The following is a 22,029-nucleotide window of genomic DNA, read 5'->3' on the forward strand; positions in this document are numbered from 1 at the left end:
CGATGGATTGCAGCAGCACATCAGAGGCCGACCAAGTCCGCGAATTCGCTGCAGCGGTCGAGTGGCGAACAGACAGAAAACCGATTTTTTCCATGGGGCTGGTCGCCAGGTTCTTCACAGTGAGGGGAGGCCGGGAACAACGTCAATCAATCGCCTTTCAACCAGCGAGCCGCTGCGTCGGCAGTTTCCGCTGGCCCGGTGTTGAAGGCAATGGACGCATTCGGCGCACCCTTATGGATGGCATTGATCAACGCTTCGAACAGTAAAAGACTTTTCGGCGGGAGGCGAACGCCGGCGCCGATCACCACGCAGTCGTAGGGAGCCATGGCCAGTTGCTTCTGCAGCAAAGGCCCCGCCGTTGGGTCCGGTGGCACCAGAAGAAGATCAGCCTGCCAGCCCCGATCGGCCATGGCGGCCATGGCAATGTCGATCCCGGCCTGGATCTTCTCGACCGTCAATCCGGGTGGTAAAGCGGGATCAGAAAAGTCCACTGTTTCCAGCTGCTGGCCGACAAACAATATTCGCGTCATCTGACGTCACTCCACATGAGTTGCGCCTGAGCAAAGTCCGGCTCGTCACTATACGCGCGTGTCAAAATCGAGCGGCTTTCAACAGCGATAACGCAGGTCTGGCTGAAACCTAACCGCCGGTCACCTGCCAACAGCGCCATGCCTCTGACTTCGCAAAACCCTCAAGGCAACCGTTCAATGGCAGAATCCCCCTCACTTGATCGTTTTGGAGACCACCATGCTTGGAGCATTTGAACGAAGGCTCGACCCCTTTCCTCCTGACGAGGTACCCCCGCCACCCAACGGCCTGGGTCGTTTTCTGTGGGCCTGCACGCGAGGCGCCCGCGGTTACATCCTCGCGCTGGCGCTGCTCAGTGCCGCTGTGTCGATTTACGAAGCCTGGCTGTTTTCCTTCCTGGGGCAGGTCGTGGACCTGCTCTCGACCTGGCAGGCTGGCGGTGAGGCGGCAGCGCAGGAAAGTCGGGTGTTGTGGGGCATGGGCATCGTCATGGTGACCAGCGTCGGGCTGGTGGCGTTGCGCACCATGGTGCAGCACCAGATATTGGCGATTAACCTGCCATTGCGGCTGCGCTGGGACTTCCATCGCTTGATGCTGCGGCAAAGCCTTTCGTTTTTTTCCGATGAATTTTCCGGGCGGGTCACCACCAAGGTGATGCAGACGGCGCTCGCCGTGCGCGACGTGCTCTTCACCCTGATCGAGATTGCACCCGGGATCGGCGTGTATTTCATCGCGATCATCGCACTGGCCGGGGGCTTCGCCCTGAAACTGATGCTGCCGTTCGTTGCCTGGGTCGTGCTGTTCGGACTGGCGATGGTGTACTTCGTGCCGCGCTTGGGGAAAGTCGGGCAGGAGCAGGCCAATGCGCGGTCAATGATGACCGGGCGTATCTCGGACGCCTACACCAACATCACGACGGTGAAGCTGTTTTCCCACTCCAACCGTGAAGCGCACTTCGCCCGGGCTGCGATGGAGGATTTCAAGCAAACCGGGTTTCGCCAGATGCGCCTGGTCAGCCTGTTCGAAATCGTCAACCAGGCATTGGTGGTGGCATTGATCATGGCCGCCGGTGGTTATGCTCTGTGGCTTTGGCACCAGGGTCAGGTAGGCGCGGGTGCCGTGGCAGCAATCACCGCCATGGCGTTGCGCATCAATGGCATGTCGCACTGGATCATGTGGCAAATGACCTCGCTGTTCGAGAGCATAGGCACCGTTCAGGATGGCATGGCGACGCTGACCCAGGGCACCAAAGTGCAGGACGCGCCGGAGGCGGGCGTGCTGGTGACCTCCGGCGGCGCGGTCACCTTCGACAACGTCAGCTTCAACTACAGCGGCGAGCGCCAAGTGCTCGATGGCCTCAGCCTGAGCATCCGACCGGGAGAAAAAATCGGCCTGGTGGGCCGCTCGGGCGCCGGCAAATCCACGCTGATCAACCTGCTGCTGCGCTTCTATGACATCGACAGCGGGGTGATTCGCATCGACGGCCAAAACATCGCACACGTGACGCAAGACAGCCTGCGCAGCGCCATCGGCATGGTCACGCAAGACACCTCGCTGCTGCACCGTTCCATTCGCGACAACATCGCCTACGGCCGTCCCGATGCCACCGATGCGCAAATCCGCAGCGCCGCCGCCAGTGCCCAGGCGGATGGGTTTATCAGCCAACTGAGCGACCGGCAAGGCCACACCGGCTACGACACCCTCGTGGGCGAGCGCGGCATCAAACTGTCGGGCGGTCAGCGTCAACGCGTCGCGATCGCCCAGGTGATGCTGAAGAACGCCCCGATCCTGCTGCTCGACGAGGCCACCAGCGCGCTGGACTCGGAAGTCGAAGTCGCCATTCAGGAAAGCCTCGATGACATGATGCAGGGCAAAACCGTGATCGCCATCGCCCATCGGCTGTCGACGATTGCGGCGATGGACCGGCTTATCGTGATGGATGATGGACGCATTATTGAGCAGGGAACTCATACTGAATTGCTGGCGAAGAACGGGGTGTATGCCCGGTTGTGGCAGCATCAAAGTGGTGGGTTTTTGGGGGAAGATAAGGGAGTGTTTGAGGCGATGGATCAGGCGTGAGGGGAGGGTGTAACGGTTGGTCCCAGGACCAGCCTATGTTTCCTTCACCGAAGCGCCACTCGACGTGCTGCAAGCTGCCGCTGACTACCGGATTCGCACCGTCACTCAGATGCTGGAAAACATCGCATTGCGCACAGAACTCGGTTGCGACACAGTGGTGCCTTTTCTCTGCTGCTGGTCATCCCGTTGCGCAATGGTTGTGACTTGCTGGATGTGATCGGGCACCGATTGCGGGAGCAAGTGACGGTGTGACAATAAACGGGCGCTGAGTGCGCCCGTTTTTTGGTCTTCGACGGCATATCTGACTTTCATTTTGACGAATCTATTTGGTCCGCTTTCGACCCATAGCTGTCGGTCGGCATCGGCTGAAGTTGGCTGATCGTGGTCGCGCATTCCAGCATTTAACCCTATCTGAAACCGTTCATCCCCGTCTCGCAGCGGCCGCCTTGTTCACTACGTCATCCCATGGAGGCATTGAAGGGAACAGCTCAATCAGAAATGCAATGAACGCCTTAACGTTGGGGCTGCCTCGTCGGCTTTCCGGCCACAAGGCGGTTATGGCGAAGCGTTCCACGGTGAACTGGGGAAGGACTGGAATCAGCTCACCCCGACGTACGTAGGGCGCTGCCACATAATGCGGTGATATACCGATTCCACCCCCGGCAGCCAGTACCGCCGCGACCGCGTCGCTGACATCAACGGTAAAGGCTGAATCGGGCGCGAGTTCAAGCTGCTTTTCACCCGCCTGATAGGGCCACCGCAAACTTTGCCCCGTGCTCTGGTAGCGAAAATTCACGCACTCGTGATCCGCAAGATCTTCAGCCGTGAGCGGGATGCCTTTTCGCTGGAGGTAGTGAGGTGATGCAAACGCTCCGATTCGATGGGGCCCGAGAGGCCGTGAAACCAGGCGCGAATCCGCAAGGTTGCCCACTCGAACCGCCACGTCGATTCCTTGCTCGATGATGTCTGAATACTGATCTCCGAGCCTCAGATCGATTGCCAGATTGGGGTATTGCTCACGAAACCTGGGCAGTGCAGGCGCCAGGATGTTCAAACCGATGGGCAGCGGGGCAGTCACTTTCAAAACACCTGAAGGCTCGGCTCGGGAAGCGACGGCTGCCTGATCAATGTCTTCTACTTCTCGCAGAATCCGCAAGGCCCGCTCATAAAGGTCGCGCCCCTCCGGTGTGAGAATTAGCGAGCGCGTCGTGCGTGTGAACAGCATCAACCCGAAATGCTCCTCAAGCCGTTGCACGCTTTTACTGATGGCAGAGGGGGACACTGCGAGGGCTCGCGCAGCAGCGGTGTAGCTGCCCAGCGAGGCCGCTCGAGCAAAGGCGATGAGCCCGGTTAAACGGTCTAAACCAATTTGTTCCTTCATGGCACTAGTAAAGCGACTTTGCCCCCAATTATCAATCTCTCTTCATGGCTTTAGTCTCTTTCCATCGAACGCCATTCAGGTGTTCCAGCGGAGATTCATCATGACGATCACACAAGCACTTCCATCCTCACTCGCCGACCGCACTGTGGTCATTTTCGGCGGCACATCCGGCATCGGCCTGGCAGCCGCAATACAAGCGAAAGCCGCAGGCGCCAATGTCATTGTGATTGGCTCGAACGCAGCGCGCGCGGAGCAAGCTGCGATCGAGCATGGTCTGGATGGATGGCGTGCGGCGGACGTGACCGACAACGATGCTGTTGAAGCAGCACTGTCCGATATTCCTGTCGTTGACCACCTTGTGCTGCTCGCCGGTACCTTTGTCGCCGGAACCGTGCTGACCGCTGAAGTCGACTATCTGCGCAGGGCGTTCGATGAGCGTATCTGGGCAGCGATCAGCGCTATCCGTGCCCTCGGTGACAGGCTCTCAAAAGATGGGTCGATTACCTTTATCTCTGGTTCTCTTGCTGATCGCCCCAATGCCTACGGCACTGCCGTATTGGCGGCAGCATCGGCAGCCATGGAAGCACTGGCTCGCGGCCTTGCACTGGAGCTGGCACCGGTTCGTGTCAACACGCTGTCGCCCGGCCCGATCAACACGCCGATCCTCGGCAAGGCATTGGGCGAGGGTCGAGACGCGTTCGTGGCCTCTCTGGAGCAGGTTTTGCCTTTGCATCGCCTTGGCACATCAGAGGAAGCAGGTTCGGCGACCGTGTTTTTGATGACCAACACCTTCATGAACGGCGCCGTGCTCAACATTGATGGCGGCGCACGTCTGGTTTGATCCTGTCCATTTATCTGAGGGCTGATTCATGACCACGCTATTTGATCCCCTGCGCATCGGCGCGCTCGACCTCCCGCAACGTATTTTGATGGCGCCTATGACTCGGGCGCGCGGTACTCGCGACCACATTCCGACCGACATGATGGTGGAGTATTACCGTCAGCGAGCCAGCGCCGGCCTGATCATTTCCGAAGCCATCGGTATCAGCCAACAAGGTCTGGGATGGCCCTATGCGACAGGCCTCTGGCTGGACGAACAGGTCGCGGGCTGGCGCAAAGTCACCGATGCGGTCCATGCCGCTGGCGGGCGAATCATCGCGCAGCTCTGGCACATGGGACGCGTGGTGCACCCCAGTTTTCTGGGAGGTGGACAGCCGGTGTCTGCCTCCGTGACCACCGCCCCGGGTCAGGCGCACACCTACGTAGGCAAGCAACCCTATACCCCTGCGCGTGCATTACCCTTGGAAGAAATTCCCGCGCTGCTGGAAGATTTTCGCCATGCAACCCGCAATGCCATGAAGGCGGGTTTTGATGGCATACAGATTCATGCGGCCAACGGTTACCTGATCGACCAGTTCCTGCGTGACAGCGAAAACTTCCGTACCGATGCGTATGGCGGTTCGATCGATAACCGAATTCGCTTGTTGAAAGAAGTCACGCAGGCGGTGGCGGAGGTCATTTGCCCTGATCGCATAGGTGTTCGGTTGACCCCAAGCAGCTATGAGCAGGGCGTGCGTGACAGTGACCCCGAGCGATTATTCAAGCGTGTGGCCGAGGTACTGTCTTCGATTGGAATCGCTCATCTGGAATTACGCGAGCCGCCACTGGACGGTACATTTGGCAAGTCCGAGCGCCCACCGCTTGCGAGAGTAATCCGCGAGGTGTTCAGCGGTGTGCTGATTCTCAACTCGGACTACGATTTCACCCGGGCGCAGGCACAGATAGAGGCCGGGTTGGCGGACGCAATTGCTTTTGGGCGACCCTTCATTGCTAATCCCGATCTGCCTCGACGATTAGCGCGGCAGTTGCCATTGGCGAAAAGTGAGATGAACACCTGGTTCACACAAGGCAGGGAAGGGTATTCGGACTATCCGGCATCAGGTAGCGTTTGAAGATGGCGAATCGACGAGGGATGTCCGCTGTTGGCCGTTCTCTGCCGGTCGAGAAAGGCAGAAAACGCACCCCCTGCTGCCATTCATTCATCCCTGAGCCTGTCTCGTGCCATACGCAATATATCTGCGTAGTTGCCTTCCACAGGCAGGTTCAGGTGTTTTTCAAATATGCAGCATAGGTTCCATAGGGCCCTTTGCTCGGCTTGATCTTCAATAGCCAAATTATCGGTATCACTGAAGCGACGGACAAACTCAAACAGTACAACCGCTTCGTCCGGCGAAAGGGGAATGGAAATGGTTGTGTCGAGTGGAGAGGGCATCAATAAACTGCCTTAACTGCGTTATGGATGAATGAGCAGTCTGTGGGCGTGCGTCGAATTGCGCTACCCCGATGTCCGCTTTTGGCCGATAACTGCAGTTCATAACCACGCCAATATGGTTAATCACCGGCGGACAAGCGCATGGCTGAACGGCCACCACATACGCATAAAGCAGAAACAGGCACGTTTTCGGCAGGATTGGCTTCGCGCCTGAACCCAGACAGTCATTAAGGTGATCACTCTTCTCATCCACGACGAGTCAATCCCATGAGCACACTTCTGATTTACGGCGCCAACGGCTATACCGGCCGGATGGCGGCAGAGCGCGCGAAGGCGCTGGGGCTGAACTTCGAGATCGCGGGACGCAATGCCAAGGAACTTGAATCTCTCGCCAGGCTTCTGGACGTACCTTTTCGAGTATTCACCCCTGATGATCGCCCAGAACGGCATTTGCACGGCATCAGTGTGCTGCTGAACTTCGCGGGACCTTTCGCGAAAACGGCCGAGGCTTTGATGCGTGCATGCATCCAAACCGGGGTCGATTACCTGGATATCACCGCCGAGATCAATGTGTACCGCCTCGCTGAGCGGCTTGGCGCAGAAGCGGCGGCGGCCGACGTCATGTTGTTGCCCGGTGTGGGCTGGGATGTGGCGACCACTGATTGCCTGGCGGTGCATGTCGCCGCTCGTGTGGCGCAACCCCATTCGCTGACCATCGCACTTCAGGTGCCTGGCGCGATGTCGCGGGGCTCGGCGATGAGCGTCAGCGAAATCATCGGTGCGGGTGTATTGGCGAGAGTCGATGGCCATCTGATCCCGGCGCCTGATGCGCAGCCGCGACACTTCGATTTCGGCGAAGGCCCGGTCCTGTGTGCGCCATTGTCCTTTGGTGACTTGGTGACCAGCTGGTATTCAACGGGAATCCCTAACATCTCAATGTTCGTTCACATCTCTGGAGAGGCCTTCCCCGAGGGTGATCTGTCGCTGCTGCCGGATGGCCCGACCCTTGAGCAGCGTGAGATCCATCGTGCCCGTGCATTGGCGGAGGTGGCGGGCGTCGACGGGACAATTGCTCGTTCGGTGATCGAGACAGTGAATGGCTATTCCTTCACGCCACTTGCGGCAGTGGAAGCGGCGAGTCGAGTATTGGGCGGCGAACACCGGTCCGGTTTCGAAACATCCGCGCGTCTGTTCGGGGGTGGATTTGCGAGGACGATCGCTGGAACGACGATCAGCGATTTAGTAGTGCCGGATGGGCGAGGGAGATCGTTGGGTCTGCCGGTATTCTCTGTGCCGGTTCGCCAACTGCACACAGCTGCCACCGAATCGTTTGGCGACGACTGAGTGTCGGATAACGCATTGCAGTAGGCCAGGTCCGTGGCCGGCCTGTGACGACTAATCATTGACCAAGCCCAGCGTCTAGATTCCGACGTATCGAAGTTTCCTGGAGAGGAGATGAAGCCTCGTTAACGAATCAGATCTTTGGAAGACCCGGCTCAAACGTCTCTTCATCCCCGTTCAAATTACCCGGCGGTAGTTGGCACCGGCGTGTTGAGCAATTGCTGTTCCCACAGATACGCAATACCGCTACCGGCGGCATGGTGCAGGAGCACCTCCGTCAGTCCGCCAGCCGTTTCGGTCCGTCGCTTTAACCGCGTCCAGCACCTTCTGATCCTCCCAGGTATTGAGGAGCGTCCGATCAATGACGGTCTGGCCTGGAAACACATCGGTGATTTGCGGAAAGATCAAACCGCCGCGCTCGGCGATTACGCTGGTCAGGATAGTCGGCATGTTGAAGGCCTTGGCCGCTTTTGCTAATGCCGTAGCATTGTTGACCACCATTTGCGGCTCATGGCTGTTCAGGTTGGTGAGCTGGAAAGGCTGGTGGTCAATCAGGACGAGTACCGAATCTTGTGGACGAAGAAGCGAAGTAAGGCCGTTGCGAAAAGTCATTGATACATCCTGTGTTGTCGTTATGAGCGGGGTGGGTATCGGTAACGGACAGTCAGCGCCAGCGGCGACGCTGCCTGACAACGACACTGTGCTGTTCCTGTACGCGTTTCGGTCATAGTGTCTGGTGCTTAGCTGTGTCGCGAAAAGGGGAACACCGATTTGGATATCGAAGAGCTTCAGACATTCGTAGGGGTCGCAGACGCCGCGGGTATTTCGCCTGCTGCGGTTCGGCTTGGCGTGTCCAAATCAATCGTCAGTCGCAGAATGGCGCGGCTGGAAACGGAACTTGGCGTGCACTTGCTTGCACGGTCGACTCGCGGCGCTGCGCTGACTGAGGCAGGCGTCACGTTTCGCGACTACGCCGCCAGGGTCTGCGCCGAAATGGACGTAGCCAGGGAAGCGATCTTGCCCAGCGGCGCCCTGCGTGGTCGCTTGCGAGTCGCCGCTGCGCTTTCTTTTGGCCCAACCCATTTCGCGCCCGTGCTTGCGGAAATGGCGCGACGCCACCCCCAGCTCCATCTCCAGACCTGCTACAGCGATCGCTTCGTTGATCTCATCTCGGAGGGTGACGACTGTGCGATACGGGTTGGTTACCTACAGGACTCCAACCTGATCGCAAGGCGCATCGGCGCTATCGAGGGCACTCGTGCCGATCATGACGCGTTATCCAGCCCCCCCGGCCGGTGCCTACATGTTCGTTCCGCAGGTCAGCACCCCACGCAAAAAATTCAGGTGCTCACCGAACTCCTGATCGAGTATTTCGGCAAATCTCCACACTTTGCGGGAAGCACTGCTTTGTAATCAGGCAGGTCTCCGTTTTTTGCGGACGAACCGCACGTCGCAGATGGAATACTTTCTCGCGGGGCTTGTCGGTCGCTCTCCGTGCTGATGTACGGGCTTGAAATGTCGAAAATGAAACACGTCACCCATGACTTCCCCGCCAGACAAACGTAATCTCGCCAGTTCGCGTCCCAAGACTGGAAAAATAACAGGAGTCATCGATGCAACCGATCCGTCTCGGTCTGGTGGGCTACGGCAAGATTGCCCAGGACCAGCACGTACCCGCTATCCACGCCAACTCCGGGTTTCAGTTGGTGTCTGTCGCCACGCAAGGCCAACCGTGCGCCGGGATCGAGAATTTCCGGTCCTTGAGCGAGCTGCTGGAAAACGGTCCGCCGGTCGATGCAATTGCCTTTTGCACCCCGCCGCAAGGGCGCTTCGCGCTGGTGCAACTCGCGCTGGCGGCCGGCAAGCACGTGCTCGTTGAAAAGCCGCCGTGCGCGACCTTGGGCGAAGCGATGGCGTTGGTGGATCAGGTCGGAGAACAAGGCGTCAGCGGTCTGTTTGCCTGGCATTCGCGCTACGCGCCTGGGATCCAGGCTGCCCGTGACTGGCTGGCCACCCGCACCCTGCAAAGCGTGCAGATCGACTGGAAGGAAGACGTCCGCAAATGGCACCCCGGTCAGGCGTGGATCTGGCAACCCGGTGGTCTTGGCGTGTTCGATCCCGGCATCAATGCTTTGTCGATCGTTACCCATCTGCTGGCACTGCCGCTGTTCGTCGAGTCTGCCGAACTGCGCGTCCCCGACAACTGCCAGTCGCCGATTGCGGCGTCGATCAAAATGTCCGACGCGCGCCAGCTCGATGTCCGCGCGGAGTTCGATTTCGACCACGGTCATGACGAACTCTGGAGCATCGAGATTCGTTGTTCCGAAGGCACCTTGCGACTGGACAACGGTGGCGCACTGTTGAGTATCGACGGCGTGCGTCAAACCGTGTCGGAGGAGGGCGAGTACGCGGCGGTGTATCGGCATTTCCAACAGCTGATTGGCGATAAGGCCAGCGACCTGGACCTTCAGCCGTTGCGACTGGTGGCTGACAGCTTTTTTGTCGGAAGCCGGGCGTTGGTTGCGCCGTTCTACGATTAACGGCCGAGACGCCTGCGCCAAAAGCCGCTGCCTGCGCGTCAGCAGGCAGCGGCCATTCATCGCGGTTTGGCTGGAGCTCTGTTTTTCTCTTCGATCTTCGCGTCGACCGTTTCACCGCGCTGGTGGAGGCGCATGCCCAAGAGCTGGCGCAGCTGGAAACCCTGAGCCGGGGCAAGTCGATCAACATGGCCCGCGCGCTGGACCTGAACGCCACGGTCGAGTTCATGCGCTACATGTCCGGCTGGCGACCAAAATCGCGCCGTGGGCAAAAGTGAGGATGCAGCGTGCATGCAAAACATGACGCGGTTCTCGCTGGAACTCGGCGGCAAAAACCTGATGATCGCCCTCTGATTCACACCGTGGGTGCAGGCTTCGCCAGCTCGATACCCGCGGCTCCCAGGCGCTTGAGGATTTCAAACAGCAGGTCGCTTTTGGTCACGCCGACAATCCTCGGGCTGCCGACGTAGCCGGTGACGGTCAGCGTGATGCCGTCGGGCGTCAGCTTGCTGAACCGCACCATCGGCGCCGGTTTGTCGAGAATGGTCTCGTGCTCGCAATAGGTGTTGTAGAGCAGGTCCTTGACCTGCTCGGGGTCGATGTCCAAGGGGAAGGTCAGTTCGAGTGTCGCCACCCCTTGGGCACTTCCGCCCAGCGTCACGTTGCGCAGGTTCTGCGAGATCAATTGCGAGTTCGGCACGATGACAATCGAGCGGTCACTGAGCTGGATTTCGGTGGCCCGCACGTTGATCCGGCGGATATCGCCCTCGACCCCGCTGATGCTGATCAGGTCGCCAACCTTCACCGGGCGCTCGGTCAGGAGGATCAGGCCGGAGACGAAATTCTTGACGATCTCCTGCAAGCCAAAACCAATCCCCACCGACAACGCACTGACGATCCACGCCAGGTTGGTCCACTGCACGCCCAACGAGGACAGGGTCATCAGGATGACCAGCGCGTAGCCAATGTTGGCAAACAGCGTGGTGAGCGAGGCCCGCATGCCGGGGTCCATCTCGGTTTTCGGCAGGAACTCCTTGTCCAGCCAGCGGCCCAGCGACTTGATCAGGTAGATGCCAATCAGCAAGGCCAGCGCGGCATTCAGCAAGTGGCCGGGGATGATGTTGAGTTTGCGCAGCCCTGCGCCGCCGAGAATCGAGAAGACGTTGCTGAGCAGTTGCCCCAGTGTGGTGCCGACGCCGCCGACGAACAGCGTGATCAGTGCCAGCAGCAACAGCCCGGCCCGGCCGACCCCCGACAGAATGATCGAGATCTGCTCCAGGCGCCGGTCTTCAATGCCGAGCATCTGTTTAAGCGCCTTGCCGCTGGGGCTTTTGATCGACAACAGGTACTCGCAAGCGTCCTTGAAGCATTGCATCAGCAGGTAGAAACCGGCCAGCACAAGGAAGCCCCAGACCAGTTCATAGGTGATGAACCTGGCCAGGGACACATAACCCGTCAGCAGGGCCAGCAGGCAAACGACCATCGAAACGCTAACGATGGTGTAAAGCACCCCGGCGAAGGTCCGGCCGGCTTCCGGGGCTTCTCCATTGGCCACGACGGCCCGCCGGACTTTGCCGGTGCGCCACAGCAAGTGCACCAGAATAGCGGCGACCACCAACGCGACGATGCCTCGGCCGGCAATCACGATGCCACTGCTCATGCCGGTGGCATTGAGAATCTGGTTTATCGTGACCATCACCAACAGCACGCCGGCGAGAATGCGTGGATAAGGTTTGAGTGACAGCGCGACCGGGTCGGTCATGGCCGGCAGCCGCCAGGATGGGTGCTTCGTGGAGAGCAGTGCTCGGCTCAACGCGGTGATCAACACGCAGGTGTAGGCAACCTTCTCGAATTCCTGGGAAAACGTGGTCAGCATCGGCGTCAGCGATGTCTCCCGGGTGAAGGTATAAAACAGCAGTTGCAGGGCCACGCCGACGGTCATCACGGTGGCCAATACCGAGGCGAACGCGAGGGAGCTTCTGCGCAGGCGTCCCTCCGGCATCCGGTGGATGCACAGCCAGGTCAGCCCCCGTTCGGCGAGCCGGCGGCCCAGCGTCCAGATGACCAGGGCCAGCAGCAACAGCACGCTGGTGACGAAGCGCTGACCAGGTTGCCATGCGGCTCTGACGACTGCGCTCGCCTGATCGAAGAACATTCTGAAGCGCAGCCGATCGTCCATCGACGGGAACAGCAAGGGTGACCAGAATTCCGGGTTCAGCAGGCTTCGGGTGCTCAGGGTCAGTTCGCTTTCCAGCAGGCTGCGGCGGATGCCGGCGATCTGGGTGATCAGGTCGGTGGCGCTGGCTTTCAGCGCGGTGAGGGTTTTCAGGGTGGCGTCGACTTTGTTTTTTTGCTCGGTCACCGCTGCCCGTTGTGCGGCGATTTCGGACTGCTCGGCGGCGGTATCGTCGACGGGAATGGGGCCCAGCACGCCCAGTTGCGCGCGCAGTTGAGTCTGCTGGGGAAGCAGGGCGGCCGTCAGGCGGTCGACATCCAGCAAGAACACTTGGACCTGGTCCTGGGGACCCTCCAGCTGATTGAAATTGTTCACCAGTGAGATCTGCTGTTTGAGGCTGTCCAGCCGCAGTTGCAGCGCCTGAAGGTCACTTTGGGAGACGACGAGGGCGGGCGGGGCCGCCCTGGGCGCTGAAACGTCTGGAGGGTCCGCCGCCAGCAGCATTCCGGGACTGGTCCCGAACAGCGTGAGTGCGACGAAAATCATGGCCTTCAGTGGATGACGCATAGGCGTGTCCGACTCGTTGTTAGTCATTCAGCCTATGAGGTTAGGTCATCAGGTAAACCCGCGAAGAATAGTTTGGTGAACGTTAATTGACTCTACCCCCGCTGAACGGGGGCAGGGTGGGCAGCGTCAGACGCGTTCGAACAGCACGGCGATGCCTTGGCCGCCGCCGATGCACATGGTCGCCAGGGCGTAACGGCCCTGGACGCGCAGCAGTTCGTGAATGGCTTTGGTCGCGATAATCGCGCCGGTGGCGCCCACCGGGTGACCCAGGGAAATGCCCGAACCATTGGGGTTGACCTTTTCCGGGTCGAAGCCCAGTTCCTGGGCGACGGCACAGGCTTGCGCGGCGAAGGCTTCGTTCGACTCGATGACATCCAGGTCGGCGACGGTCAGACCGGCGCGTTTGAGGACCAGGCGGGTGGCCGGAATCGGGCCGAGCCCCATCAGTTCCGGCTCGACACCGGCATGGGCGTAACCGACCAGGCGGACCATCGGCTTGAGGCCTTGCGCACGAACCATTTCACCGGTGGCGAGGATCAGCGCACCCGCGCCGTCGTTGAGGCCGGAGGCATTTCCGGCGGTGACGCTGCCGTCTTTCTTGAAGGCCGGTTTCATCTTCGCCAGTTGCTCGGCACTGACCTCGGCGCGCACGTGTTCGTCGGTGGCAAAGGTCACGGTGCCTTTGCGCGACGCCACTTCGATCGGCACGATCTGACTGTCAAAGCGACCTTCGGCAATCGCCCGCGCCGCGCGTTGCTGGCTGAGCATGGCCAGTTCGTCCTGGGCCTGGCGGCTGATGCCGTAGCGCTCCGCGATGTTTTCCGCGGTGATGCCCATGTGGAAACCGGCGAACGGATCTTGCAGCACGCCGAGCATGTAGTCGATGGCTTGCATGTCGCCCATCCGTGCGCCCCAGCGCGCTTGCGGCAACAGGTACGCGCCGCGGCTCATGGACTCGACGCCACCGGCCAGCGCCGCGCCGGCATCACCGAGCATCAGGCTTTGCGCGGCGCTGACAATCGCCTGCAAACCGGAACCGCAGAGGCGGTTGACGTTGAAGGCCGGGGTTTCTTTCGGCAGGCCGGCATTCATCGCTACGGCGCGGGAGATGTAGGCGTCGCGGGCTTCGGTCGGGATCACATGGCCCATCACCGCATGGCCGATGTGTTCCGGCGCTAGTCCTGAGCGCTCGATGGCGGCGCGGCAGACGTCGGTCGCCAGCTGAATTGGCGGCACGTCCTTGAGCGAGCCGCCGAAGCTGCCGATGGCGGACCGGACGGCGCTGATGACGAAAATGTCGGATGGGTTCATGTGGGTTTCCCTGGTTCGGTCGGGTGCGCGTTTGGCGCTGTTATTGGGGGAAAGAGTCTAGGGGCGGCGGCGGGGTTGGGGTATGTCGAAAGTGCTCAAGGGGGGTGGTGTTTTTTGCCATTGTTAGGGGGTGGGGCTGTCCGGCCTGCCCTCTGGTTCACGCTGTCCCCTGTAGGCGTTGGCGTGCCAGCGATGGACGTCAACGATAACGCGCCCTGCCTGAATGAACGCGGTGCGTGAACGTTTTCGCGAGCCGGCTCACTCCTGCAAGGGATCGGTGTGTGCTTCTGAATTGCAACTCACTCACCCACCCGTCGCACCGGGAAGAACAACTCAAAACACGTCACTCCCTCAACGCTGCTAACGCTGTAACCCCCGTTATGCAACTGCATGATCGTCGCGACAATCGACAACCCCAAGCCATTGGAATTAGCCGAACGTTCGCGGGATTCATCGACGCGGTAGAAGCGTTCAAACAGTCGGGGCAGGTGTTCGGCGGGGATGGTCGCGCCGTGGTTGCGCACGGTCAGGCGGATGCCGTCGGCGGAGGGCGTGGCGCGGATGAACAGTTCGGAGTGCGGTGCGCCGTATTTGATTGCGTTGGCGCAGAGGTTGGCCAAAGCGCGGCGCAGCAGCATCGGTTCGGCCCAGATCACACCGCTGCCCCGGGCATCGATACTGATACCGACATCCGCTGCCAGCCCTTCGAAATAGTCGGCCATGCGCTCCATTTCGTCGGCGGCGATCAGTTCTTGACGCTGGCTCAGGGCGCTGGACGGGTCGGTGCGCGCGAGGAACAACATGTTGTCGAGCATGCGCGCCAGGCGTTCGAGTTCTTCGACGTTGGAGGCGAGTAGTTGCTGATAGGCTTCGATACTGCGGTTCTGCTGCAACGCAACCTGGGTTTCGCCGAGCAGGTTGTTGATCGGCGTGCGCAGTTCGTGGGCCATATCGGTCGAGACTTGACCCAATTGCACGAAACCTTTGCCGAGGCGGTCGAGCATCGCATTAAAGGAGTCGATCATCGGCAGCAGTTCCCGCGGTGCGCCTTGGTGGTCAAGGCGTTCGGAGAGGTTGCCGATGCCGATGCCGTGGGCGTGTCGAGCCAGGCGCCGCACCGGCAGCAGGCCGCGATGCACCAGCAAATAACCGGACAACGCCAGCAAAATCGCCGAGATGCCGGCGAAGATACACACGGTGAACCGGTAACTGGCGAGCACCGCGGTGCGCTCGGTCATCAGGCGCCCGGTGAGGACTTGCAGGCTGCCCATGTCGCCGGAATCGATGGTCGCCGCGACGGCGGCGAACGGAATGCCGTCCACGCCGGGAAAGTGCTGCACGTCAGCCAGACTCAACGGATGGTCCATCGGCACCGGCGCCAGCGATGGCAGGTCAAGATTGCCGGGGTTGACCGCCAGCAGTGGTTTTTGCCCGGGAGCGCCAATGGTCAGCAGGGATTCGCGGTTGCCCAGCATGTTCTGGAACAATGCCGGTTTGGTCCGGATCAGCTCCAGCGTGTTGCTGTCATTGAGAAAGTTTCGCAGTTGATCGATGCGGTTCACCAGCGCGGCGTCGTCGCGGCGAATCAGCTCGCGTTCCAGATCGCGGTACAGCGCTGCGCCCAACAGGGCCAGCGTGGCAAACGCCAACAGGGCAAACACCAGCGCCAGGCGCAGGGTCATGGAATGGCGAAGGCGGTTCATGGTTGTGTGTCGAATCGGTAGCCGATGCCGCGCACGCTGTGGATCAGCTTGAGCTGGAACGGGTCGTCGATTTTCAGGCGCAAGCGGCGCACGGCGACGTCGACGACGTTGGTGTCACTGTCGAAATTCATGTCCCAGACCCGTGACGCAATCATCGAGCGCGACAGGACTTCGCCCTGGTGAGTAGCGAACAAATGCAGCAGGGCGAATTCCTTGTTGGTCAGCGTGATCCGTACGCCGGCGCGGGTGATGCGGCGCTTGAGGACGTCGATCTGCAAGTCGTCGACCTGCAGTTGTTCTTCTTCGCGGGTCGGACCACGGCGGGTCAGGGTGCGCAGGCGTGCCACCAGTTCGGCAAAAGAGAAGGGCTTGATCAGGTAATCATCGGCGCCCAGTTCCAGGCCCTTGATGCGGTCGGCGATGTCGTCGCGGGCGGTGAGAAACAGCACCGGCGTATCGGCCTCCTTGCGCAAACGGCGCAGGACTTCCCAGCCATCCATTTTCGGCATCATGACGTCGAGCACGATGACATCGAATGGGTGCTCGAGCGCCAGGTGCAAACCATCGGCGCCGTCCCGCGCCAGGCTGACGGTATAACCGAGTTCCTGCAGACCGTTGAGCAGGTAGTTGCCTGCCTTGGGTTCGTCTTCGACTACCAGGATATTCATGGGTTGTGCCTCAGCCAGTTGGCGCCAGTGTAGCCGGATCAATGATCATTGGTGCAGCCGCTGCCGTCGACCTGGTAATCCAGCACATGCTCGCGGCCCTGATGGTCGAGGTAGTCGAGTCGTGCCGGGATCAAGCCGCAATGCTGCGAGATGTCGGTGCTGGACAGGACCTTGTCGACGTCCATGTGCACGAAGAAACCGGTCTTGTCGTGGATCACCGGGGCTGCGCTCTGAGTATCGGCAAATGCCGAGCCCGTGGCGATTAGGGCGGCGAAACCGAGGATAAACATTTTCATGATGAGTCTCTCTATTCAGGATTGGCTGCCGGAATGTCCTGGCAGTGAGCTCAGGTTAAGCAGCCGACCCGAACAGCCGACCAACAGATCAATGACAAAGTTGTAATGAAACGCGGCTCTGGCGAACTGCCGTATGTCGGGCGCGAGGAACGGTTATCCGCAGCAAACTTCCAAACGAACACTATCCCTGGGAGTTACGCCATGACCGATCAACGACGACGCGATGCCCTGGCGGCCTGGTACAAGCTCCTCGCAAAACCCGAAATCCGCATGGACGTAGAAGAGCAATACGACGAGTTGCTCAAGGCCGCCGACGAGATGGAACGGGAAGGCCTGATCAGCAGTTCTGAATGGCGCACCTTGGTGCGCGAGGCGGGGGTAGCGTTTTCCAATGCAGTGGAAGGCGTTGTTGGGGGCACCTAGGATTGAACACCACCGCCAGCCTGTAGCGCGAACCATTGCAAAATCAGCGCACAGGCCGGATGTGCGCTGGCGGAGGGCTGCAGGTTAAGCGCGTAGACACCTCGGGTTTCCAATGCACGACCGAATGGGACGACCAGCACACCCCGTTCGATCGATTCGCTGGCCAGCGTCCGGTCCGTCATGGCCACACCCAATCCGCGAGCCGCGGCATCCAGCGCCAGTTCGTCGAGGTTGAAGGGGATGTGCCGGTAATCCTCCAACGGCTTGCCGTCATTGGCGCAGAGCCACTGTTTCCAGTCATTGCGATCTGCCGAGCGATGCAGCAATGGAAAACTCACGAGATCGTCCACCGATGTCAATGGCTGGCTCAGCGTGCCCAACCCAGGGGCGCAGACGGGGACTAGCGCTTCCTTGAACAGCGTCAGGCATTCCGGATCAGCCGACGGCTCGGGCAGATAAAGGATGTAGGCATCACTGTCTATCGCCGGCTCCACCACTTCCGTCGCCACGGTTTCGATCGACAGTGAAACCTGCGGATGATGTCGATAAAACTCGCTCAGCTTTGGCAGCAACCAGCGCACCGCCAGTGACACATGCATGCGGATGCGGAATGGGCGTTCCTGCGGGGACAGCCGGTCCTCCAGCGCCTTGAGCTGCGCGAGGACAGTGCGCGCAGTCGCCAGCACCTGTTCGCCTTCCGCCGTCAGCCGCACAGTGCGGCTGGTCCTGACGAACATCGGCACGCCGAAGTGGCTCTCCAACAGTTGAATTTTGCGGCTGACCGCACTTTGGGTCAGGCACAGCTGCTGTGCCGCTTGCGTGAAGCTGCCCGAGTCGGACACTTCCACCAAGGCCTGCAAGGCTTGGAGCGAAGGAACGTGGCGAATTTTATCCATGCGTTTTATGAATGACTCTATGATTTTATAACGTTGGTTGTATCACTACAGGCCTTATAGATTCTAGCTCTGGCGAGCCTCTGGTGGAAACACCCATGCGATTACGGCATGCGCTCGCAGATTGACAGTCGATTGAGGTGAAGCATGACCAATGAATGTGGCTGGATTGCGCAGGCGGGAAGTTCACCCGCGCGCCGTTCTCTCAAGGGCACGGAAAAGGCTGATTGGCTGATTATCGGTGCCGGCATCACCGGGCTGAGTGCCGCGCACTCGCTGGCGGAATTGCACCCTCAGGCGCGGATCGTGGTCGTGGATCGCCAGCGGGCTGCGCAAGGCGCGTCGGCACGTAACTCTGGCTTCGTGGTCGGCCATGAACACCCGACCAAGGACGAACTGATCGGCAATCAGGGGTTTGCCGGTTATGAAGTGGACACAGCGATTTCACGCGCCGCCAGTGACGAAGTCCGTCAGCGCATCGCGCGCCACGGCATTGAATGCGATTTGCGCGATGCCGGCTATTTTTTCGCTGTCAGCGATCCGGGGAAGTTGCCCGACGTCGAGGCGAAACTGGTGACCTTGCGCGCCGTCGGCGCCTCTGCGCAATTCCTTGAAGGCGAACAACTGAACGAAAAACTCGGCACACGGCACTATCAGGCCGCGATCTGGTGCGGCGCTGGCAACGCACTGCTGCAACCGGCGAAATACGTGAAGGGTTTGCTGGACGCATTGCCGGACAGCGTGACCGTCTTCGAAAACACCGACATCACCGGGCTGGAGCGCTTGGGCCACGGCCGTATTCGCGCCAATGCCAGCGCCGGCAGCATCGAGGCGAAGCAGGTCATGGTGTGCCTGAACGCGTTCATTCCCCGTTCCGGCATCGACGACAGCGGCACCTTTCCGATGGAGCTCAGCGCCAGTCTGACGCGGCCGCTCAGTGATGAAGAGTTCCAGGCCATCGGCGCTGTCGAGCCGTGGGGCGTGCTCTCCACCCGGCCGCTCGGTGCCACAGTGCGCCTGACACCGGACCGTCGCGTGATGATCCGCAACACCGCGGAATACCGCTCCCGTGACTTGACCGACAGTGAATTGCTGCATCGGCGCAAACACCATGTGCTCGGTTTGCAACGGCGCTTCCCGTTCCTCGGCGAGCAAGACATTCAGTACACCTGGACTGGCCATTTGAGCGCCTCGCGCAGCGGCCAACCGTATTTCGGCAAGGTCGAAGAAGGCGTGTTTGCGGTGGCTGGCTGCAACGGGTCGGGCGTCGCGCGGGGCACGCTGTGGGGACGGTTGCTTGCCGAGCTGTCTGCGGGCGCCACCTCGCCGCTCCTCGAATCGGTGATCAGCCGGGCGCAACCGGGCTGGTTGCCGCCGAAACCCTTGCTCGATATCGGTGCCATGCTGCGCATGCGTGTGGAAGCGGTCAGGGCCAGAACAGAAATCTAGAAACCCCGGCGATCAAACAACAAAAAACTCATCAACTCGGTGATTGAACATGCGCGTGACCACGATTCCCCTGATGCTTGCACTGACCACCTTGTCGGCCGTTACTTACGCCGACGAAGTGGTCAATATTTCCAACTGGAACGGCTACATCGCCGACGACACCTTGCCCAGCTTCACCAAGGCCACCGGGATCAAGACGACTTACGACATTCACGACAGCAACGAAGTGCTGGAATCGAAGCTGATGACCGGCAACACCGGCTATGACGTGGTCAGCCCTTCGAACCATTTCCTGTCGCGCCTGATCAAGGCCGGGGCCATTCAGAAACTCGACAAGAGCCAGCTGCCCAACTGGAAAAACCTCGATCCGGCGTTGATGAAAAAACTCGAGGTCAATGATCCGGGCAACCAGTATGGCTATCCGTACATGTGGGGCACGGCGGGGATTGGCTACAACGTCGAGAAGATCAAGGCGATCTTCGGCAGCACTGATATCACCCATTCCTGGAAGTTGTTTTTTGCTGAAGAAAACATCAAGAAGCTCAGCCAGTGCGGCGTGGCGATCATCGACAACCCAACGCAGGTTTTGCCGATCACCCTCAATTACCTGGGCTTGCCGCCCCATAGTCACGAGCCGGCGGACTACAAGAAAGCCGAGCAGGCGCTACTTAAAATCAGGCCATACGTGCAATATTTCCATGCGTCGAAATACATAAGCGACCTGGCGAACGGTAACGTCTGCGCGGTGATCGGTTTCAACGGCGACATCGTCCAGGCCGCCGCCAGCGCCAAGGAAGCCAACAACGGCATCGACATCGCCTATTCGATTCCCGACGAAGGCTCGACCCTGTGGTTCGACATGGTGGTCATGCCCAAAAGCGCACCGCACGAGAAGAACGGCTACGCCTACATGAACTACCTGCTGACGCCGCAAGTCATTGCCAACATCAGCAACAGCATCCATTACGCCAACCCCAACCTCGCAGCGGATCAGTACGTGACCCCGGCGGTGAAGCAGGACCTGGCGATTTACCCCCCGAAGACCGTGCTCGACAAGTTGTTTACCGTCGAAGAGTTGCCAGCGGCGATTGCACGGTTGAGTACGCGTCTGTGGACCAAGTTGAAAACCAATACCTGAGGGTGACAAACCCTTCCTCGACGGGGCCGCGTCAGGGGAGGGTTGATCCTAGGCAATGGCGCTCAAACACCACCCCGCAACCCCGCAACCGATGACCACGAGCCACGGCGGCGCCTTCCAGAACATCAGTGCCACCAGGGCAACCACTGCCAGCGCGAAATCTTGCACGGTGAGAATGGCACTGGTCCAGACTGGCCGGTACAGCGCGGCCAACAGCAGGCCGACGACCGCGGCATTCACCCCGAGCAATGCGGCCTGCGCGCGCACATTGCGGCGCAGTCGCTCCCAGAAAGGCAGGGCGCCGAGGATCAACAGGAACGACGGCGCGAAGATGGCCAGCAGGGCAATCATCCCGCCGGTCCAGCCCGAAGGTGCGAGGTTCATTGACGCACCCAGAAACGCGGCAAACGTGAACAGCGGCCCTGGTACCGCCTGCGCGGCGCCATACCCGGCGAGGAACGCTTCATTGCCGACCCAGCCCGAAGGCACCACCTCGGTTTGCAGCAGCGGCAGGACGACGTGGCCACCGCCGAACACCAGTGAGCCTGAACGGTAGAAAGCGTCCACCAGCGCCAGGGTTTGACTCGGCATCATCTGGTTCAGCAGTGGCAGGCCGGTCAGCAGGATCAAGAACAGCGACAACCAGATCGCCCCGGCCCGCCGGCTGATCGTCATGGGCAGAGGATCGTGCACGGCACGCTGCGCGGGTTTGAACAACAGCAATCCCGCCACGCCTGCTGCGCCCATCATGCCGATCTGGGCCCAGACGGACGGTTCAAGCAGAACCACGCCTGCGCAAATTGCGATGAACGTGACGCGTATTCCATCCGTGCACAGGTGTCGCGCCATGCCCCACACCGCTTGAGCAACCACGGCCACGGCGACCACTTTCAACCCATGCAGCGCGCCGGACGACAAGGCCGTGCCATAGCGGGAAAGACCCAATGCAAACAGGATCAACGCGACGGCCGACGGCAAGGTAAAACCGGCCCATGCCGCGAGTGCCCCAGGGTATCCGGCCCGGGACAGGCCCAGCGCAATGCCGACCTGGCTGCTAGCCGGCCCCGGCAGGAATTGGCACAGCGCCACAAGGTCCGCGTAGTCAGGCTCCGTCAGCCAGCGCCGTCGTGTGACGAACGCCTCGCGAAAGTAGCCCAAGTGTGCAATGGGCCCGCCGAAAGAACTCAGCCCCAGGCGCAGGAAGATGACAAATACCGACCACGCACTGCTGCGGTGATGGGCGTGGGAATCGGCCATGCACGTGCCT

General features: G+C 60.3%; 19 protein-coding genes and 3 pseudogenes. 11 read left to right on the forward strand and 11 right to left on the reverse strand.

Features of this window, described 5'->3' with window-relative positions:
- Window positions 1-146 precede the first annotated feature (146 nt).
- Complete coding sequence (locus ACYZT4_RS04200) at window positions 147-530, reverse strand: hypothetical protein (RefSeq protein ID WP_461985487.1); 384 nt, start codon at window positions 528-530, stop codon at window positions 147-149.
- 217 nt (window positions 531-747) lie between these two features.
- Here ACYZT4_RS04200 and ACYZT4_RS04205 point away from each other — a divergent pair, with 217 nt between their 5' ends.
- Both ACYZT4_RS04205 and ACYZT4_RS04210 read left to right on the forward strand, forming a co-directional pair.
- Window positions 748-2,607, forward strand: coding sequence for an ABC transporter ATP-binding protein (locus tag ACYZT4_RS04205; RefSeq protein WP_461985489.1), 1,860 nt, complete (start codon window positions 748-750; stop codon window positions 2,605-2,607).
- A 16-nt stretch (window positions 2,608-2,623) separates the two neighbouring features.
- Window positions 2,624-2,859: pseudogene (locus ACYZT4_RS04210) on the forward strand (hypothetical protein).
- 169 nt (window positions 2,860-3,028) lie between these two features.
- Here ACYZT4_RS04210 and ACYZT4_RS04215 read toward each other — a convergent pair.
- Window positions 3,029-3,988, reverse strand: a complete 960-nt coding sequence (locus ACYZT4_RS04215; RefSeq protein WP_461985491.1) for a LysR family transcriptional regulator — start codon at window positions 3,986-3,988, stop codon at window positions 3,029-3,031.
- Window positions 3,989-4,088: 100 nt separating this feature from the next.
- On the opposite strand from ACYZT4_RS04215, the gene ACYZT4_RS04220 reads away from it, so the two are divergent.
- Both ACYZT4_RS04220 and ACYZT4_RS04225 read left to right on the forward strand, forming a co-directional pair.
- Complete coding sequence (locus ACYZT4_RS04220) at window positions 4,089-4,829, forward strand: SDR family oxidoreductase (RefSeq protein WP_461985493.1); 741 nt, start codon at window positions 4,089-4,091, stop codon at window positions 4,827-4,829.
- Window positions 4,830-4,857: 28 nt separating this feature from the next.
- Complete coding sequence (locus ACYZT4_RS04225; protein WP_461985495.1) at window positions 4,858-5,940, forward strand: alkene reductase; 1,083 nt, start codon at window positions 4,858-4,860, stop codon at window positions 5,938-5,940.
- Between the two features lie 83 nt (window positions 5,941-6,023).
- On the opposite strand, the gene ACYZT4_RS04230 is transcribed toward ACYZT4_RS04225, so the two are convergent.
- Entirely contained in the window at window positions 6,024-6,260 is a 237-nt protein-coding gene (locus ACYZT4_RS04230) for a hypothetical protein (protein WP_288110417.1), read from the reverse strand.
- Window positions 6,261-6,527: 267 nt separating this feature from the next.
- On the opposite strand from ACYZT4_RS04230, the gene ACYZT4_RS04235 reads away from it, so the two are divergent.
- A complete protein-coding gene (locus tag ACYZT4_RS04235) occupies window positions 6,528-7,604 on the forward strand; it encodes a saccharopine dehydrogenase family protein (RefSeq protein WP_461985497.1) in 1,077 nt (358 codons plus the stop codon).
- A gap of 243 nt (window positions 7,605-7,847) precedes the next feature.
- Here ACYZT4_RS04235 and ACYZT4_RS04240 read toward each other — a convergent pair whose 3' ends face one another.
- On the reverse strand, window positions 7,848-8,213 hold the full coding sequence (locus ACYZT4_RS04240; protein WP_461985499.1) for an isochorismatase family protein: 366 nt from the start codon (window positions 8,211-8,213) through the stop codon (window positions 7,848-7,850).
- A gap of 159 nt (window positions 8,214-8,372) precedes the next feature.
- On the opposite strand from ACYZT4_RS04240, the pseudogene ACYZT4_RS04245 reads away from it, so the two are divergent.
- The 3 genes and pseudogenes from ACYZT4_RS04245 to ACYZT4_RS04255 form a co-directional block, all read left to right on the forward strand.
- Window positions 8,373-9,014, forward strand: a pseudogene (locus ACYZT4_RS04245) (LysR family transcriptional regulator).
- Between the two features lie 200 nt (window positions 9,015-9,214).
- Window positions 9,215-10,141 carry a Gfo/Idh/MocA family protein gene (locus ACYZT4_RS04250; protein WP_461985501.1) on the forward strand — a complete coding sequence of 309 codons (927 nt, stop codon included), beginning with the start codon at window positions 9,215-9,217 and terminating at the stop codon, window positions 10,139-10,141.
- A gap of 110 nt (window positions 10,142-10,251) precedes the next feature.
- Window positions 10,252-10,395: pseudogene (locus ACYZT4_RS04255) on the forward strand (aldehyde dehydrogenase family protein); the annotation flags it as partial.
- 98 nt (window positions 10,396-10,493) lie between these two features.
- On the opposite strand, the gene ACYZT4_RS04260 reads toward ACYZT4_RS04255, so the two are convergent.
- The 5 genes from ACYZT4_RS04260 to ACYZT4_RS04280 all read right to left on the reverse strand — a co-directional run bounded on the left by ACYZT4_RS04260 (window position 10,494) and on the right by ACYZT4_RS04280 (window position 16,859).
- Window positions 10,494-12,881 (reverse strand): DUF3772 domain-containing protein, encoded by a 2,388-nt coding sequence (locus ACYZT4_RS04260; protein WP_461985503.1) that lies wholly within the window; start codon window positions 12,879-12,881, stop codon window positions 10,494-10,496.
- Window positions 12,882-13,007: 126 nt separating this feature from the next.
- On the reverse strand, window positions 13,008-14,192 hold the full coding sequence (locus tag ACYZT4_RS04265; protein WP_461985505.1) for an acetyl-CoA C-acyltransferase family protein: 1,185 nt from the start codon (window positions 14,190-14,192) through the stop codon (window positions 13,008-13,010).
- 299 nt (window positions 14,193-14,491) lie between these two features.
- A complete protein-coding gene (locus ACYZT4_RS04270) occupies window positions 14,492-15,895 on the reverse strand; it encodes a heavy metal sensor histidine kinase (RefSeq protein WP_461985507.1) in 1,404 nt (467 codons plus the stop codon).
- Complete coding sequence (locus ACYZT4_RS04275) at window positions 15,892-16,563, reverse strand: heavy metal response regulator transcription factor (protein ID WP_461985509.1); 672 nt, start codon at window positions 16,561-16,563, stop codon at window positions 15,892-15,894. Before ACYZT4_RS04275 ends, ACYZT4_RS04270 begins: the two co-directional genes overlap by 4 nt.
- 38 nt (window positions 16,564-16,601) lie before the next feature.
- Window positions 16,602-16,859, reverse strand: coding sequence for a DUF2790 domain-containing protein (locus ACYZT4_RS04280; protein ID WP_461985511.1), 258 nt, complete (start codon window positions 16,857-16,859; stop codon window positions 16,602-16,604).
- A gap of 201 nt (window positions 16,860-17,060) precedes the next feature.
- On the opposite strand from ACYZT4_RS04280, the gene ACYZT4_RS04285 reads away from it, so the two are divergent.
- Entirely contained in the window at window positions 17,061-17,282 is a 222-nt protein-coding gene (locus tag ACYZT4_RS04285) for a hypothetical protein (protein ID WP_461985513.1), read from the forward strand.
- On the opposite strand, the gene ACYZT4_RS04290 is transcribed toward ACYZT4_RS04285, so the two are convergent.
- The gene (locus tag ACYZT4_RS04290; RefSeq protein WP_461985515.1) at window positions 17,279-18,178 is read right to left on the reverse strand and encodes a LysR substrate-binding domain-containing protein; all 900 of its coding nucleotides are present in this window, start codon (window positions 18,176-18,178) and stop codon (window positions 17,279-17,281) included. The two genes, ACYZT4_RS04285 and ACYZT4_RS04290, sit on opposite strands and share 4 nt — an antisense overlap.
- 144 nt (window positions 18,179-18,322) lie before the next feature.
- On the opposite strand from ACYZT4_RS04290, the gene ACYZT4_RS04295 reads away from it, so the two are divergent.
- Both ACYZT4_RS04295 and ACYZT4_RS04300 read left to right on the forward strand, forming a co-directional pair.
- Entirely contained in the window at window positions 18,323-19,624 is a 1,302-nt protein-coding gene (locus ACYZT4_RS04295) for an NAD(P)/FAD-dependent oxidoreductase (RefSeq protein ID WP_461985517.1), read from the forward strand.
- A 49-nt stretch (window positions 19,625-19,673) separates the two neighbouring features.
- A complete protein-coding gene (locus tag ACYZT4_RS04300) occupies window positions 19,674-20,762 on the forward strand; it encodes a polyamine ABC transporter substrate-binding protein (RefSeq protein ID WP_461985519.1) in 1,089 nt (362 codons plus the stop codon).
- 48 nt (window positions 20,763-20,810) lie between these two features.
- Here ACYZT4_RS04300 and chrA read toward each other — a convergent pair whose 3' ends face one another.
- Window positions 20,811-22,019: a chromate efflux transporter gene (chrA, locus tag ACYZT4_RS04305; RefSeq protein WP_461985521.1), complete on the reverse strand. Its 1,209-nt coding sequence runs from the start codon at window positions 22,017-22,019 to the stop codon at window positions 20,811-20,813.
- Between the last annotated feature and the right edge of the window lie 10 nt (window positions 22,020-22,029).

This window comes from Pseudomonas sp. GB2N2 (assembly GCF_054897705.1).